Origin of the sequence: Salmonella sp. SSDFZ54 (assembly GCF_004010735.1) — a bacterium.
Lineage (GTDB): Bacteria > Pseudomonadota > Gammaproteobacteria > Enterobacterales > Enterobacteriaceae > Salmonella > Salmonella enterica.
In genome coordinates this window covers 918,625-933,799 of the sequence record NZ_CP034819.1, presented here as the reverse complement: position 1 = coordinate 933,799, position 15,175 = coordinate 918,625, and the positions used below count along the sequence as shown (strand labels likewise).

The window sequence follows — 15,175 nt, the reverse complement described above, 5'->3', positions numbered from 1 at the left end:
CACGAAAGCGCCATGCCATGAAAATTACCCGGCTTGCCATTCTGATTACCCTGACATTTTCCGTCCTGAAGTCGCAGGCCACGGAGTTCAATGCCAGCCTGCTGGACAGCGGGAACCTGTCTAACGTGGACCTCACGGCCTTCAGCCGCGAGGGGTATGTGGCGCCCGGTAACTATATTCTCGATATCTGGCTCAATGACCAGCCGGTACGGGAACAGTATCCGGTCAGAGTTGTACCGGTTGCCGGACGCGACGCGGCCGTCATCTGTGTGACAACAGACATGGTGGCCATGCTGGGTCTTAAGGATAAGATTATTCATGGCCTGAAACCCGTTACCGGTATCCCGGACGGGCAATGCCTTGAGCTGCGCTCCGCTGACAGTCAGGTACGGTACAGCGCTGAAAATCAGCGTCTGACCTTCATTATCCCCCAGGCCTGGATGCGTTATCAGGACCCGGACTGGGTGCCTCCTTCACGCTGGAGCGACGGCGTCACCGCCGGCCTGCTCGATTACAGCCTGATGGCCAACCGCTATATGCCGCAGCAGGGGGAGACCTCTACCAGCTACAGCCTCTACGGCACCGCCGGGTTTAATCTCGGCGCCTGGCGGTTGCGGAGCGATTACCAGTACAGCCGTTTTGACAGTGGGCAGGGCGCATCACAGTCCGATTTTTATCTACCGCAGACGTATCTGTTCCGTGCCCTGCCAGCACTGCGCTCAAAACTGACGCTCGGACAGACGTACCTCAGCTCCGCTATTTTTGATTCCTTCCGCTTTGCCGGGCTCACTTTGGCCAGCGATGAGCGCATGCTACCGCCCTCTCTTCAGGGGTATGCCCCGAAAATCAGCGGCATTGCGAACAGTAATGCACAGGTTACCGTCAGCCAGAATGGCCGCATTCTGTACCAGACCCGAGTGTCACCGGGGCCTTTTGAGCTTCCCGACCTGAGCCAGAATATCAGCGGCAACCTGGATGTCAGCGTCCGGGAAAGCGACGGTAGCGTCCGGACATGGCAGGTCAACACGGCCAGCGTCCCCTTTATGGCACGCCAAGGACAGGTTCGCTATAAGGTGGCCGCCGGACGTCCGCTGTACGGCGGGACGCATAACAACAGCACGGTCAGTCCTGACTTTCTGCTCGGGGAGGCCACCTGGGGAGCATTTAACAACACGTCGCTGTATGGCGGCCTCATTGCCTCCACCGGCGACTACCAGTCCGCGGCGCTCGGGATCGGCCAGAATATGGGGCTGCTGGGCGCTCTGTCTGCGGACGTCACCCGCTCAGATGCGCGGTTGCCGCATGGGCAGAAGCAGTCCGGTTACAGCTACCGTATCAACTATGCCAAAACGTTTGATAAAACCGGCAGTACCCTGGCGTTCGTCGGATACCGCTTCTCGGACCGCCATTTTCTGTCCATGCCGGAGTACCTGCAGCGTCGGGCCACCGACGGCGGCGATGCATGGCATGAAAAACAGAGCTACACCGTGACTTATAGCCAGTCTGTTCCGGTACTCAACATGAGCGCGGCCCTCTCGGTAAGCCGGCTCAATTACTGGAATGCGCAGTCCAACAATAACTACATGCTCAGCTTCAATAAAGTGTTCAGTCTCGGCGAGCTTCAGGGGCTCTCGGCCTCGGTGTCGTTTGCCCGTAACCAGTACACCGGCGGGGGGAGCCAGAACCAGGTCTACGCCACCATCAGTATCCCGTGGGGCGACAGCCGCCAGGTGAGCTACAGCGTGCAGAAGGATAACCGGGGCGGCCTGCAGCAGACTGTGAATTACAGCGATTTCCATAACCCGGATACCACATGGAACATCAGCGCCGGTCATAACCGCTATGACACCGGCAGTAACAGCAGCTTTAGCGGCAGCGTGCAGAGCCGTCTTCCGTGGGGCCAGGCGGCAGCGGACGCCACCCTGCAGCCTGGACAGTACCGCAGCCTGGGCCTGAGCTGGTACGGCTCGGTGACCGCCACCGCCCACGGCGCCGCCTTCAGCCAGTCGATGGCCGGGAATGAGCCTCGCATGATGATAGATACCGGAGACGTGGCCGGTGTGCCGGTGAACGGCAACAGCGGGGTGACCAACCGCTTCGGGGTGGGCGTGGTGAGCGCCGGCAGCAGCTATCGCCGCAGCGATATTTCGGTTGATGTGGCCGCCCTGCCGGAGGACGTGGACGTCAGCAGCTCCGTCATCAGCCAGGTGCTGACGGAGGGCGCGGTGGGCTACCGGAAGATTGACGCCAGCCAGGGGGCGCAGGTGCTCGGTCATATCCGACTGGCTGATGGCGCCAGTCCACCGTTTGGCGCTCTGGTAGTGTCCGGGAAAACCGGCAGAACCGCGGGGATGGTCGGAGATGACGGTCTGGCCTACCTGACAGGCCTCAGCGGGGAAGACCGCCGGACCCTGAACGTGTCCTGGGATGGCCGGGTGCAGTGCAGACTCACCCTGCCGGAAACGGTGACACTCAGTCGGGGGCCGCTGTTACTGCCCTGCAGATAAAAATATCCCTGTCACAGAGCAGGACTAACGGAGAAAACAGGTGAAAAACAGCAGAAGAAGCCGTGTGATTTTACTCGCGCTGGCGGCAGCATGGAGCCAGTGCAGCCCGGCGGCCGTCAATGTCGACCGGACCCGTATTATCATGGATGCGCCACAGAAAACGGTGGCCATCACGCTGAATAACGATGACAAAACCACGCCGTTCTTGGCGCAGTCCTGGGTGACGGACGCTGACGGGGTGAGAACCGATGCGCTGATGGCGCTGCCGCCGCTGCAGCGTATTGATGCCGGACAGAAATCCCAGGTCCGCATTACCCAGGTTCGTGGGCTGACAGATAAGCTCCCTCAGGACAGAGAAACACTGTTCTGGTTTAACGTGCGGGGCGTTCCCCCGAAGCCGGAAGACGACAACGTCCTGCAGCTGGCCATGCAGAGCCAGCTGAAACTGTTTTACCGTCCGAAAGCCATTATCAGAAGCAGCAGTGACCAGCCGGAAAGAAAGCTGACTGCTGAGCGAAATGCGGGACATCTGACCCTCAGAAACCCGACGCCGTACTACATCACTGTGGCGTGGCTGGGAGCAGACCGTAGCCACAGGCTCAGCGGTTTCCGCGAGGGCGTGATGGTGCCGCCCCTGGGGAGCCTGCCTTTAAAGGCTGTTCTGCCGGCAGAAACCCGGACGCTGTGGGTGGGGTATATTGATGATTACGGTGGACTGCAGATGAACCGCTACGCCTGCGATGCCCTGAACTGCGCGTTTAAGGACGCAGGGGCGACATCATGACAGGACGATTATTCAATATGAAATCACTGATACTGTCAGGTGTGTTTCTTTTCTTTGCTGTCTGTGATTCTGCGAGGGCAAATATCGAATGGTCATATTGTGACGCGAATGGACATGTCGGCATTCAGAATATTAATCTGAAGGGTGGAACATTCTTCACTGGTCAGGAGCTGCAGAGCGTTACCGTTCCCATTAGTTATACCTGTTATACAAAATGGAAAAGTTACGGACCCTCTTACTACACAACTCTTAATCTTTACAATATGGGGGAGGTAGTAACTGCACTAAGAAAAAGCGGTCTCGGCATGGATATCACTGTTCAGGAAGGGACGTCGGCTTCCGTAACATTTACATGGAAAGAGATACAGGCAGGATTTTCTGGCTGGAGCAGCTCAAAAGTATTCGGGCAATATATGGATCCGGAGAAAACATATAACCGGAGCGGAACGCTGACGTTTCGTATATTTGTGTATCAGGCGTTTAAGAATAACTTTTTGAACATAACTATACCATCAAGCACGATTAACATATTACCCTATGACCCAAATGGTGTAAGCCCCCCATCTGTTTCATTCAGACCTTTAACTGTTTCTGCGTTTAATCTCAGGTTTATTCCTGACAACTCAGGCACGGTTATTATCTCTCCTTCTAATACTATCAAAATGGGGCATTTTTATACGGAATATAAGGAAACCATGGTGCCCAGGGAAGTACCTTTCACCGTTACAGCACAACAGAATGTCGGAACGCAGATCCCGTTCGTCGCCCCACTGGCTATAGAGTTCAGGACCAACGGTCTGACACTGGCAGATGCTGACAGCACCGTGATTCTTAAGAATAATAAACAAGAAAACAATGGTTTCAGACTGTCGGTAATGGATGTGGATAATAACACACCAGTTCAATTTAATGTGAAAACAGATATGGGATCTATCCATCTTGATAACGGTGCCGGTGGCAGAATTATAAAACAGTATAAAGCAAAGGTCGAAGCTATACCCGGTGCGGTAATTAAAACAGGTGCTTTTTCAGCCGCAATGACAGTGATTGTTACTTACAATTAGCAGGATTAAATACCATTTCCTGATAGTTAATTAAAAAATAGCTATAAATTTATCTTTATGATTATTTTTTTCTTCTCGGTCTTTTTCACTAAAAAAACGGAGAGTTTGCATGTCTTCTGATAAATCAAAAGGGAAGATAGTTTTTTCAGGTAACGATATTCATTATCCCGGACAGACCAACCATGATGCCTGTTTTATTCCGGTAAGTGTCCGCCAGTATGCCGGCGAGCCCCTGTATATCATCGTGGCACACTGGTGCCTGTTGCAGCAGAACTGGGTTCAGCGTAACCAGATAGCAGAGGCGTTTCACATCACGGCCAGACGGGCCAGCTACCTGATTGCCTATCTGCGAAGCAAAACATCGCGGGTGGTCAGCATCTGCCGTCACCAGACCCTGCCCAATAAAGCACGACGCTATGAGATTTATGTTATCCGGGTTCTTGACAGTCCCACCCCGTCCACGCGCCGTGAAAAAGCCGGACCGCCGCTGGTATCAAAACGCCGGGTCGGTAATGGTGACAGGTCGATGGCAAATGAACTGTGGAACCGGCTGTGCAGTAACAGAAATGCGGGAAAGATCCTGAAAAAGAAGGAGGATGAGGATGACGGAACATAACCGGATGCCGGCCCGGCAGATTATCGTTTACGGTGACTGCTGGCCGGTGACGATCGCCGTGGCACACCTGGTCCGGAGATTTCTGCCGGGCTGCAACTGTGAAACCGCATACAGGCTGCCTGTTCTGTTGCAGCAATTACGTCGGAAACCGGAGGCCATACTGATACTGTGTCTGCGTCCCCGTGAACATCTCTTTTTGTTCTATTCCCTGAGACAGATACTGCCGGACTACCCGGTTATGGTTATCAGCGATGAGCTGTTTTTCAGCGACCGGGTGGTACTGAAGGTATACGGCGGCATCCCGGCGCTGCTGGAGCCGGAACTGGCGGAGATACTTATCCGGGGGCGGCGGGGTGAACAGTGGGCCGGGGGCGCACGCCTGCGCAGGACAGGAGCGCTGGACGCCTTTTTGTTATCTCCGGCTCCGGTGACGGGCTTTCTGGAAGTGCCACCGATATTTAACAATCCGAAGCGGTTGATGAACTATATGGACCAGTTGATGCACCGGGAGATACTGGCATGTGGAGTGAGCCTGGCCCAGTTACGCTTGCTTCAGGAAGTTTACCGTGGACGGGGAAGGTTGTCAGCGTTGTGTGGAAGGCTGAATACGCAGGAGAAGCAAATCTGGCAGGACAAATACCGGTTACTGGTGAAGCTGGGAATGCGGAACCGATTACGGGAACTGCTGTTTGGTACCCGGTTTTGTAAATCACTGCAGCGAACTCCGTTTATCGCTCCGCAATAACCCGCCTCCGGCAACCCTATCCAGAAACACTGACACGCCGGCTAAACCCGGTGGCGGTGGGGTATGTTTTGCCTGTGGTGTAGTGGAGTAAAATACAGAATTCAGGCGGGACGCTGAGTGTATGGCCTTTCATACCGTTTGATAAGTAAAAACGCTTCTGGAATGAAACCCGACGTGAATGATACGGCCTGAGCAGAAGCGTTACATATTTACTGCATGATCCCGGTATAGCCATGAATTCCCATATACACGCCGACCAGACCAATCAGAATGCTCGAAAAATAGGGCGCCCGCCGGGCAAGCGTCGAAAAACCACTCCAGCGCTTTGCTGCCTGTTGAACGCTTATCGCCGCGCCAACGCCTACCGTCACCAGTGTTAATGCCAGGCCAAGACTAAAGCTCAGCACCATCGTGGCGCCCAGCGTAAACGCTTTAAGCTGGATACAAATCAGTAAAACGGTGATCGCAGCCGGACAGGGGATAAGCCCTCCGGTCAGGCCGAACAGTAGGATCTGTCCATTAGTCACTGTTTGACCATCAAAACGGCGTTGAATATCGGCAGCATGGGCGCGTTCATGGGCATCCTGATACGCTTTTGACGTTGCGCCTTCCGGATGTATGTGACCATGATGGTCATGGTCATGGTCATGGTCATGGTCATGGTCATGGCCGTGGTCGTGGTCGTGATGGTGGTCGTGATGGTGGTTTCCCGCCAGCCACTGCTGCTCGCCTCGCCATGTCCGCCAAAACATCCAGCACGCGGTGCTCAGAATAATAATCGCAGAAATTAACTGCAGCCATGGTTCCACTGATTGTGCGGTGAATGCCCGGCTAAGATACATCCCACCCAGCGCGATTAACCAGACGATCGCGGTATGAGAAAGCGTTGCTGCCAGACCGAGCATGACGGCCTGTTTAACCGTACCTTTAATGGCAATGATAAAAGCCGCCATCATAGTTTTGGAGTGCCCTGGTTCAAGCCCGTGCAAAATACCTAATAAAATGGCGCTGGGAATGAAGAACCAGCCGTTTCCTTGCTGAAGAAGTGTCGAAAATTCACCCATGAGAATGATTCTTAGTTGTTTTATGTGGGCGTCATTCTACTCCCCCCAGTATGGAATACTACCCCCCAGTAGCATCGTAATGCTATAATTTGTATTCGTTAATGTTAGTGAGGTGTTGCAATGTCACATACCATCCGGGACAAACAAAAGCTTAAAGCCAGAACCAGCAAGATTCAGGGACAGGTGATAGCGCTAAAAAAAATGCTGGATGAACCGCATGAATGCGCGGCCGTGTTACAACAGATCGCGGCGATTCGCGGCGCGGTAAATGGCTTAATGCGTGAGGTGATTAAAGGGCATCTGACCGAGCATATCGTTCATCAGAGTGATGAAGCCAGACGTGAAGAAGATCTGGACGTAATATTAAAGGTGCTGGATTCTTATATAAAATAGCCGGGAGTTATATCCCGGCTATCTTTTACTTTAGCCGAAAAACATCACCGATACGCAAAGTAAACCGACGACCAACGTAATGAAATTACCTACTGAACGGTAGGGTTTCAATGCCGGTATCAGGTACGTTGACAGCGTGGGCATAATAAACAGGATCATCGCAATGAGCGGGCCGCTAATGGCATAAATCATAGAGATGGCATTCGGGTTAATACAGCAAATAATAAACGTAATCCCGGAAACCAGCATGATAGACAGCGCGCGATTGAACGCCCGGCTTTTTTTCACGCCAACCTGCTGTAGGGTGGTTCTTACCATTTCGGTTGCGCCCTCAATGACGCCGAAATAGGTGCCGAGGAAAGATTTCGACATGGCCACGACGGCAACGATAATACCGGAAATAGAGAGCCAGGCCGGCGCATTGGGCATCATCGAGAGCGCGGAAAGGATGGTAACGCCTTCGTTGCGCGCGTCTTCAATGTATGACGGCGGAATGGAGAGCAGGCAGCTAAAGACAAAGAACAGCACGCTCAGGCAGATAATCAGGTAGGCGACCTTCATGATCTTTTTGCATTTATCCATGGCCTGATCGCCAAAATTTTCCCGTCTGTCGATGGCAAACGTCGAAATAATGGGCGTATGGCTAAAAGCAAAAACCATCACCGGAATAGAAATCCATACCTGATGCAACGTGTGACTATCCAATGACATCTGCCCGGTCAGTAACGAGGGTTGCCAGCTTCCGGTTAAGTAGAGCGAAAGGAACAAGAAGTAAGCGATAAGTGGAAAGACTAAAAAGCCCATTACGCGAAGAGTGGCATGTCTTCCCATTAAGAAAATCATATTCAGGATAAGTACTACGCCGAAGCTAACTGCCATCCGGATGCGAATATCTATCTGAATATGCTTCGCTAATTGCTCTGTCAGGGAATTGGTAATCGCCACAGCATAAATTAATACCACGACAAAAAACGCAATGAAATAAAGCGTGGTAATAATATTGCCGATTTTCTTGCCGTAATAATGAGTAACGGCGCCAGTAATTCCCTCACCGGCAGAAGTCTTTGAGGAAAGAATAAACTGACACAGCGCCTTATGCGGCCAGTATGTTAGAGGCCAGGCGACCAGCGCGGTAATAAATAGCACGATTGCGCCTGCCGATCCCAACTGGATGGGAAGGAAAAGAGTGCCTGCGCCTACAGCCGTTCCGTATAATGCAAAACTCCAGAGAGTCTCATCTTTTGACCAAATTTTAGACATTATTTGAATTTATCAACTATAAAACACACAAAAAGAAGCGCAATTTACCATAAATAGCGTCAGTTGGGGGCGTTTTAAGCAGATGGATGTCGTGGAGGAGGATGGCCAGGAGCGTTGCGATCCCGGCAAAAAAGAGCAATATCATGCACTAACGCGCTGTTGGCGGCGGGTCACTATTCGCTGGCGTAAAACATCGTATGCCCAGTTGTACAGCATCGTGTACGGCAAAAAGAACAGGAAGAAACCAATTTCCAGGGTGAATGCTTGTAGCAGGCTGACATTTAGTACCCAGGCGACAATACTCACGCCAATGACAATAAACCCACTTTCAAATCCTAACGCATGGAGTGCGCGCACTTTGGCGGTTCGTCTCACCTGATGCGCAGGCCACAGTCGATCAAACAGAGCGTTATAAATGATATTCCAGATCATGGCCGTCGTTGCCAGCAATATCGTCAGGCCGCCCATCTCCAGCACCGAGCGCTGCATTAGCCAGGCGGTCGTTGGCGCCAGTATCGCAGTTGCAATACCTTCAAAACAGACAGCATGGAAAATACGCTCCGGCAGCGAGCGACGTTGTATGGCGTCATGTTGCATAAACGAAAAAACCTTACTCTTAATCAAACTAAAGAAATTTCCGCTATTTTATCGTTTAATGTGATACCTAAAAGATAATATCCATCGATAAAGTAGATAGGTTATGCGTTACTCACCTGAAGCGTTAATGGCATTTGTTGAGACCGTCTCTTGCGGTTCGTTTTCTGCGGCGGCGCGCCGCCTGCGTAAAAGCCAGTCCACCATTAGTACCGCCATTGCGCATCTGGAGGCGGATCTGGGATTTTCATTATTTGATCGATCATCGCGCCAGCCCGTTCTGACCGAAGAAGGAAAACGGGTGCTTAGCTATGTTCAGGCTATTTTATCTGCGAGCGATCGTCTGGATGAGGTGGCGCTGACGTTATCCGGCGAGACGGAGGCAAGACTCACGTTCGTCCTCTCTGATACCCTGCACCCTGACAGTCTGGAAGAGTTAATGGCGCAGTTTGATCGTCAATTCCCGCATACCGAGTTTGAATGCTTGATCGGAGAAAATGATGATGTCATCGACCTGCTGCAAAAAGGGCGCGCCCAGATAGGCCTGATTGAAGCGCGTGATGACTATCCCACAGACATTGGCGCGACGCGTCTGCCTGTTCAAAGCTGGATGGGGGTTTATGTGGCGACCACGCATCCGTTGGCGTCGCAGACGAACCTGCAATGGGAGCAACTGCATACCTGGCGCGAGCTGCGTCTGAATACCTACCTTGACTCTAACGCCAACATTACGCGCGGCCCGGCCTGGTCAGCGCCAAACTATTTATTACTGTTGAGCATGGCGGTTCAGGGATTTGGCTGGTGCGTATTGCCCTGCGCGCTGGTGGAAGAGTTTGCGGCGGAAAAACCGCTGGCGCAGCTGGAAGTTCCTGGCTGGCCGAGGGCGATTGCTATTGATTTGCTGTGGAACAAGAAGACGCCGCCCGGAACGGCAGGGAACTGGCTTCGCTACCATTTGCAGCAGAAATAAGCTGCGTCACCGTCAAATCAGCGTCATTTCCTTTGTGATAAAACTCACTTTTTTTAAACAATCAAGATAACTAATTTTAACAATGCTCTACTATGGCGGTGTCATTTTGCGCTGAGGTGGTAATGAAAGAGGTTGTGATAGTGGGGGCTTTACGGACACCCATCGGCTGTTTTCAGGGAACGCTGGCCCGTCATTCCGCCGTCGAGCTGGGGAGCATGGTCGTAAAAGCGTTAATTGAGCGCACCGGCGTGGACGCTAACGCTATCGATGAGGTCATCCTCGGTCAGGTGCTGACGGCTGGCGCCGGGCAGAATCCGGCGCGCCAGTCAGCCATCAAAGGAGGGCTGCCGACTACCGTTTCCGCCATTACCATTAATGACGTTTGTGGTTCCGGTTTAAAAGCGTTGCACCTGGCGACGCAGGCTATTCAGTGCGGCGAAGCGGACATTGTTATTGCGGGCGGGCAGGAGAATATGAGCCGTGCGCCGCATGTCCTCAATGACAGCCGTAGTGGCGCGTTGCCTGATGCCGACAATCTGGTGGATAGTCTGGTACATGATGGCTTATGGGATGCCTTCAACGATTATCACATTGGCGTGACGGCAGAAAACCTGGCGCGGGAATATGGCATCAGCCGCGAGTTACAGGATGCTTATGCGCTCAGTTCGCAGCAAAAAGCCAGGGCCGCGATTGATACCGGACGTTTTAAAGATGAGATTGTCCCCATCGTCACGCAACGTAATGGGCAGACCGCAATTGTCGATACGGATGAACAACCGCGGGCCGACGCCAGTGCGGAGGGGTTAGCCCTGCTGCATCCGGCGTTTGATAGTTTAGGTTCGGTGACGGCGGGTAATGCCTCCTCAATCAACGATGGCGCCGCCGCGGTGATGATGATGAGCGAGGCGAAAGCCCAGGCGCTGGGGCTGCCGGTGCTGGCGCGCATCCGCGCGTTTGCCAGCGTCGGCGTCGATCCTGCGCTAATGGGGATTGCGCCGGTATATGCTACCCGGCGCTGTCTGGAGCGTGCCGGCTGGCAACTGACGGAGGTCGACCTTATCGAAGCCAACGAAGCGTTTGCCGCCCAGGCGTTGTCGGTAGGAAAAATGCTGGAATGGGATGAGCGACGGGTAAACGTTAATGGCGGCGCGATTGCGCTGGGGCATCCCATTGGCGCTTCCGGTTGTCGAATTCTGGTTTCACTGGTGCACGAAATGGTTAAACGCGACGCGCGAAAAGGTCTGGCGACGCTGTGTATCGGTGGCGGCCAGGGCGTTGCTTTAACCATTGAACGCGACTGATCCTGCGCCAGCCATCCTTTTCCTGCTTCAGTATTCCGTTATAAAAAGCCCTCTATCACGAGGGCAAAGCCAGTGACAGAACCCCCTTTTTCGTTATAGCGCAGAACGTCTTGCCGCGTCGGGCATTGCAGACGCATACCGCTTTTAATTCAATTCGCACATCAGACCCCGTTCCAAAACAAGCCCCAATTTTTATCTGAGTAACCGCATACAGCATCTGGCGCACATGTCTGAAAATCAGACAAGTGCGTAAGTTTTAGCGCCGTTCGTGATCGCTACAGCAGTTTTAAAAATAACCAACCATATAAATGAAACGTTGTTTTATTTATTATTGAAAACCTTCATCCAGGCGACTATGATGCCGTTAAATAAATCAAAACAGTGTTTTGATTTTATGCCATTGCGATCGATTTATCATTGGAGGGAAAAGTGGACGTAAGGCAAAGCATCCATAGCGAGCACGCTAAAACGCTGGACACCCAGGCGCTGCGACGCGAGTTTTTAATAGAAAATATTTTTGTCGCTGATGAATATACGATGGTCTACAGCCATATCGACCGTATTATTGTCGGCGGCATTATGCCCGTCAGCCATTCTGTTGAAATCGGCGGAGAGGTGGGTAAATAGCTTGGCGTTTCCCGGTTACTGGACCGCCGCGAGCTGGGCGTCATTAATATTGGCGGCGCGGGCGCCATTATCGTTGACGGGCAGCGCCATGATATTGGTCATCGTGATGCTCTGTATATTGGTAAAGGGGCGAAAGAGCTGGTCTTCGTCAGCAATGAGGCGAGCAGACCGGCGAAGTTTTATTACAACAGCGCGCCAGCGCATACCGCTTATCCGACGAAAAAAGTGTCGCCTGCCGACGTTGCGCCCGTCACCTTAGGCGATAACCTCACCAGTAACCGTCGCACCATCAATAAATACTTCGTACCGGATGTACTGGAAACCTGTCAGCTCAGTATGGGACTCACCGAACTGGCGCCCGGCAATCTATGGAACACCATGCCATGCCATACCCATGAGCGCCGTATGGAAGTGTACCTCTATTTCAATATGGAAGAGGACAGTTGCGTTTTCCATATGATGGGGCAGCCTCAGGAAACCCGTCATATTGTGATGCGTAATGAACAGGCGGTTATTTCCCCAAGCTGGTCAATACATTCTGGCGTTGGCACCAAAGCCTATACGTTTATTTGGGGCATGGTGGGAGAAAATCAGGTCTTCGATGACATGGATCACGTTGCGGTACAAGATCTGCGCTAGTCGCGACTGGTGATAACGCCTGTGCGTGACAGGCATGACAAAAATAAGGATTAACAATGATTTTGAATGCATTTTCTCTTGAAGGTAAAGTCGCGGTTGTGACGGGGTGCGATACCGGATTGGGGCAGGGGATGGCGTTAGGGCTGGCGGAAGCGGGCTGTGACATTGTCGGTATTAACATTGTTGAACCGACGGAAACTATTGCGCGCGTCACCGCTCTGGGACGTCGTTTTTTAAGCCTGACAGCCGATCTGCGTCAAATCGATGGCATTCCGGCGCTACTGGAACGGGCGGTGACGGAATACGGTCATATTGATATTCTGGTGAATAACGCGGGTTTGATCCGTCGTGAAGATGCGATTGATTTCACGGAAAAAGACTGGGATGACGTCATGAACCTGAACATCAAGAGCGTGTTCTTTATGTCTCAGGCGGCGGCAAAACATTTTATTGCCCAGGGCAACGGCGGCAAAATTATTAATATCGCGTCTATGCTTTCCTTCCAGGGCGGTATTCGCGTTCCGTCTTATACCGCGTCGAAAAGCGGCGTAATGGGAATAACGCGTCTGATGGCGAACGAGTGGGCGAAACACAATATCAATGTGAACGCCATCGCGCCGGGCTATATGTCCACGAATAATACCCAACAATTGCGCGCTGATGCACAACGTAGCGCCGAAATTCTCGACCGTATTCCGGCTGGACGTTGGGGGCTACCGGGCGATTTAATGGGGCCGGTAGTCTTCCTGGCATCCAGCGCCGCTGATTATATTAACGGCTATACCATAGCGGTAGATGGCGGTTGGCTGGCGCGTTAATCCGCTACTGACAAATGCGTTTCTGGGAAAATCGACGCTTTGGCCGAAAAAACTGATAAAGCCCTGTCCTCGTACAGGGTTTTTTTATGATCTCATTAGCATAGTCCATATTGTGGGTTTAACTTAATCCATATATTGTTAAATAATAGCCATGATCAATGGTTTAATTCATTGAAATATTGGTGGTTTAAAAAAATACCCGGCAACGGCGTTAAATTTAAAAAGTGTAATATCCATCACATATCGCTATAGCGTAGCCATTTAATCCATATTTATGCCGTTTCCAGCCTGACACTTGAGGAAGAGTATCCCGTACTTTCAGGCTATGTCTTACTCTGTTGTGGCAGGAAAATATGGTCTCTATTAATCATGACTCTGCTTTAACGCCGCGTTCGCTTCGCGACACACGACGTATGAATATGTTTGTTTCGGTTTCTGCAGCGGTAGCGGGACTGTTATTTGGTCTGGATATCGGCGTTATCGCCGGGGCGCTGCCTTTTATTACCGACCATTTCGTACTGACCAGCCGGCTGCAGGAATGGGTCGTCAGCAGCATGATGCTTGGCGCGGCAATTGGCGCATTATTTAACGGCTGGCTTTCATTCCGGCTGGGGCGTAAGTATAGCCTGATGGCCGGCGCGATTTTGTTCGTGCTCGGCTCGCTGGGGTCGGCGTTTGCTTCCAGCGTGGAAGTATTGATTGGCGCCCGCGTGATACTGGGCGTAGCAGTAGGGATTGCCTCCTATACCGCGCCGCTTTATCTCTCTGAAATGGCAAGTGAAAATGTTCGCGGCAAAATGATCAGTATGTATCAACTGATGGTGACGTTAGGCATTGTGCTGGCTTTTTTATCCGATACGGCATTCAGCTACAGCGGCAACTGGCGCGCGATGTTGGGCGTGCTGGCGCTGCCTGCGGTGTTGCTCATTATTCTGGTGATATTCCTGCCGAATAGTCCGCGCTGGCTGGCGCAAAAAGGTCGCCATATTGAAGCGGAAGAGGTGCTGCGTATGCTGCGCGATACCTCGGAAAAAGCCCGTGATGAACTGAATGAGATTCGGGAAAGCCTCAAACTCAAGCAGGGCGGGTGGGCATTATTTAAAGCTAACCGCAATGTTCGCCGCGCCGTGTTCCTCGGTATGTTGCTACAGGCAATGCAGCAGTTCACCGGCATGAACATCATTATGTACTATGCGCCGCGCATTTTTAAAATGGCCGGCTTTACCACCACGGAACAGCAAATGATCGCTACGCTGGTGGTCGGACTGACCTTTATGTTCGCGACGTTTATCGCCGTCTTTACGGTCGATAAGGCCGGGCGTAAACCGGCGTTAAAAATCGGTTTCAGCGTAATGGCGTTAGGGACATTGGTGTTGGGCTACTGCCTGATGCAGTTTGATAACGGTACGGCATCAAGCGGTCTCTCCTGGCTTTCCGTTGGGATGACGATGATGTGTATCGCCGGTTACGCGATGAGCGCCGCTCCGGTGGTGTGGATACTGTGTTCGGAAATCCAGCCGCTGAAATGCCGTGATTTTGGCATTACCTGTTCAACCACGACAAACTGGGTATCGAACATGATCATCGGCGCGACATTCCTGACACTGTTGGACAGCATTGGCGCGGCAGGTACATTCTGGCTTTACACCGCGCTGAATATCGCTTTTATCGGCATCACCTTCTGGCTGATTCCGGAAACCAAAAATGTCACCCTGGAGCATATCGAACGCAAGCTAATGGCGGGCGAGAAGCTAAGAAATATTGGCGTGTAATCCCCCCTCCCATGCCGGATA

General features: G+C 52.3%; 13 protein-coding genes and 1 pseudogene. 11 read left to right on the top strand and 3 right to left on the bottom strand.

What is annotated here, in order from left to right; translation table 11 throughout:
- The first annotated feature begins 17 nt into the window (after nucleotides 1–17).
- The 5 genes from stdB to EOS97_RS04420 all read left to right on the top strand — a co-directional run bounded on the left by stdB (nucleotide 18) and on the right by EOS97_RS04420 (nucleotide 5,716).
- Nucleotides 18–2,507, top strand: a complete 2,490-nt coding sequence (stdB, locus tag EOS97_RS04440) for a fimbrial outer membrane usher protein StdB (protein WP_000705497.1) — start codon at nucleotides 18–20, stop codon at nucleotides 2,505–2,507.
- 40 nt (nucleotides 2,508–2,547) lie between these two features.
- The gene (gene stdC, locus EOS97_RS04435; protein WP_000798493.1) at nucleotides 2,548–3,291 is read left to right on the top strand and encodes a fimbrial biogenesis chaperone StdC; all 744 of its coding nucleotides are present in this window, start codon (nucleotides 2,548–2,550) and stop codon (nucleotides 3,289–3,291) included.
- A complete protein-coding gene (locus EOS97_RS04430; protein ID WP_023165911.1) occupies nucleotides 3,288–4,355 on the top strand; it encodes a hypothetical protein in 1,068 nt (355 codons plus the stop codon). The genes stdC and EOS97_RS04430 overlap by 4 nt, the downstream gene beginning before the upstream one ends.
- A 109-nt stretch (nucleotides 4,356–4,464) precedes the next feature.
- Nucleotides 4,465–4,971, top strand: a complete 507-nt coding sequence (locus EOS97_RS04425) for a CaiF/GrlA family transcriptional regulator (protein WP_000093332.1) — start codon at nucleotides 4,465–4,467, stop codon at nucleotides 4,969–4,971.
- On the top strand, nucleotides 4,958–5,716 hold the full coding sequence (locus EOS97_RS04420) for a hypothetical protein (RefSeq protein ID WP_000134796.1): 759 nt from the start codon (nucleotides 4,958–4,960) through the stop codon (nucleotides 5,714–5,716). Before EOS97_RS04425 ends, EOS97_RS04420 begins: the two co-directional genes overlap by 14 nt.
- Nucleotides 5,717–5,925: 209 nt before the next feature.
- Here the strand turns inward: EOS97_RS04420 and EOS97_RS04415 are convergent, their stop codons facing one another.
- Entirely contained in the window at nucleotides 5,926–6,780 is an 855-nt protein-coding gene (locus EOS97_RS04415; RefSeq protein WP_000503701.1) for a nickel/cobalt efflux protein RcnA, read from the bottom strand.
- A 120-nt stretch (nucleotides 6,781–6,900) separates the two neighbouring features.
- On the opposite strand from EOS97_RS04415, the gene rcnR reads away from it, so the two are divergent.
- A complete protein-coding gene (rcnR, locus tag EOS97_RS04410; protein ID WP_000019953.1) occupies nucleotides 6,901–7,173 on the top strand; it encodes a Ni(II)/Co(II)-binding transcriptional repressor RcnR in 273 nt (90 codons plus the stop codon).
- A gap of 30 nt (nucleotides 7,174–7,203) precedes the next feature.
- On the opposite strand, the gene EOS97_RS04405 is transcribed toward rcnR, so the two are convergent.
- Nucleotides 7,204–8,433 (bottom strand): amino acid permease, encoded by a 1,230-nt coding sequence (locus EOS97_RS04405; RefSeq protein WP_000036825.1) that lies wholly within the window; start codon nucleotides 8,431–8,433, stop codon nucleotides 7,204–7,206.
- 141 nt (nucleotides 8,434–8,574) lie between these two features.
- Nucleotides 8,575–9,030 carry a multidrug/biocide efflux PACE transporter gene (locus tag EOS97_RS04400; RefSeq protein ID WP_001519547.1) on the bottom strand — a complete coding sequence of 152 codons (456 nt, stop codon included), beginning with the start codon at nucleotides 9,028–9,030 and terminating at the stop codon, nucleotides 8,575–8,577.
- Nucleotides 9,031–9,133: 103 nt separating this feature from the next.
- On the opposite strand from EOS97_RS04400, the gene EOS97_RS04395 reads away from it, so the two are divergent.
- The 5 genes and pseudogenes from EOS97_RS04395 (at nucleotide 9,134) to araE (ending at nucleotide 15,154) form a co-directional block, all read left to right on the top strand.
- A complete protein-coding gene (locus EOS97_RS04395) occupies nucleotides 9,134–9,997 on the top strand; it encodes a LysR family transcriptional regulator (protein ID WP_001270770.1) in 864 nt (287 codons plus the stop codon).
- A gap of 122 nt (nucleotides 9,998–10,119) precedes the next feature.
- Nucleotides 10,120–11,298 carry an acetyl-CoA C-acetyltransferase gene (locus EOS97_RS04390; RefSeq protein WP_000665977.1) on the top strand — a complete coding sequence of 393 codons (1,179 nt, stop codon included), beginning with the start codon at nucleotides 10,120–10,122 and terminating at the stop codon, nucleotides 11,296–11,298.
- Between the two features lie 429 nt (nucleotides 11,299–11,727).
- Nucleotides 11,728–12,564 (top strand): annotated as a pseudogene (kduI, locus tag EOS97_RS04380) (5-dehydro-4-deoxy-D-glucuronate isomerase).
- 56 nt (nucleotides 12,565–12,620) lie between these two features.
- Nucleotides 12,621–13,382 carry a 2-dehydro-3-deoxy-D-gluconate 5-dehydrogenase KduD gene (gene kduD / locus EOS97_RS04375; RefSeq protein WP_000602496.1) on the top strand — a complete coding sequence of 254 codons (762 nt, stop codon included), beginning with the start codon at nucleotides 12,621–12,623 and terminating at the stop codon, nucleotides 13,380–13,382.
- Nucleotides 13,383–13,735: 353 nt separating this feature from the next.
- The gene (araE, locus tag EOS97_RS04370) at nucleotides 13,736–15,154 is read left to right on the top strand and encodes an arabinose-proton symporter AraE (protein ID WP_000253646.1); all 1,419 of its coding nucleotides are present in this window, start codon (nucleotides 13,736–13,738) and stop codon (nucleotides 15,152–15,154) included.
- Nucleotides 15,155–15,175 lie beyond the last annotated feature (21 nt).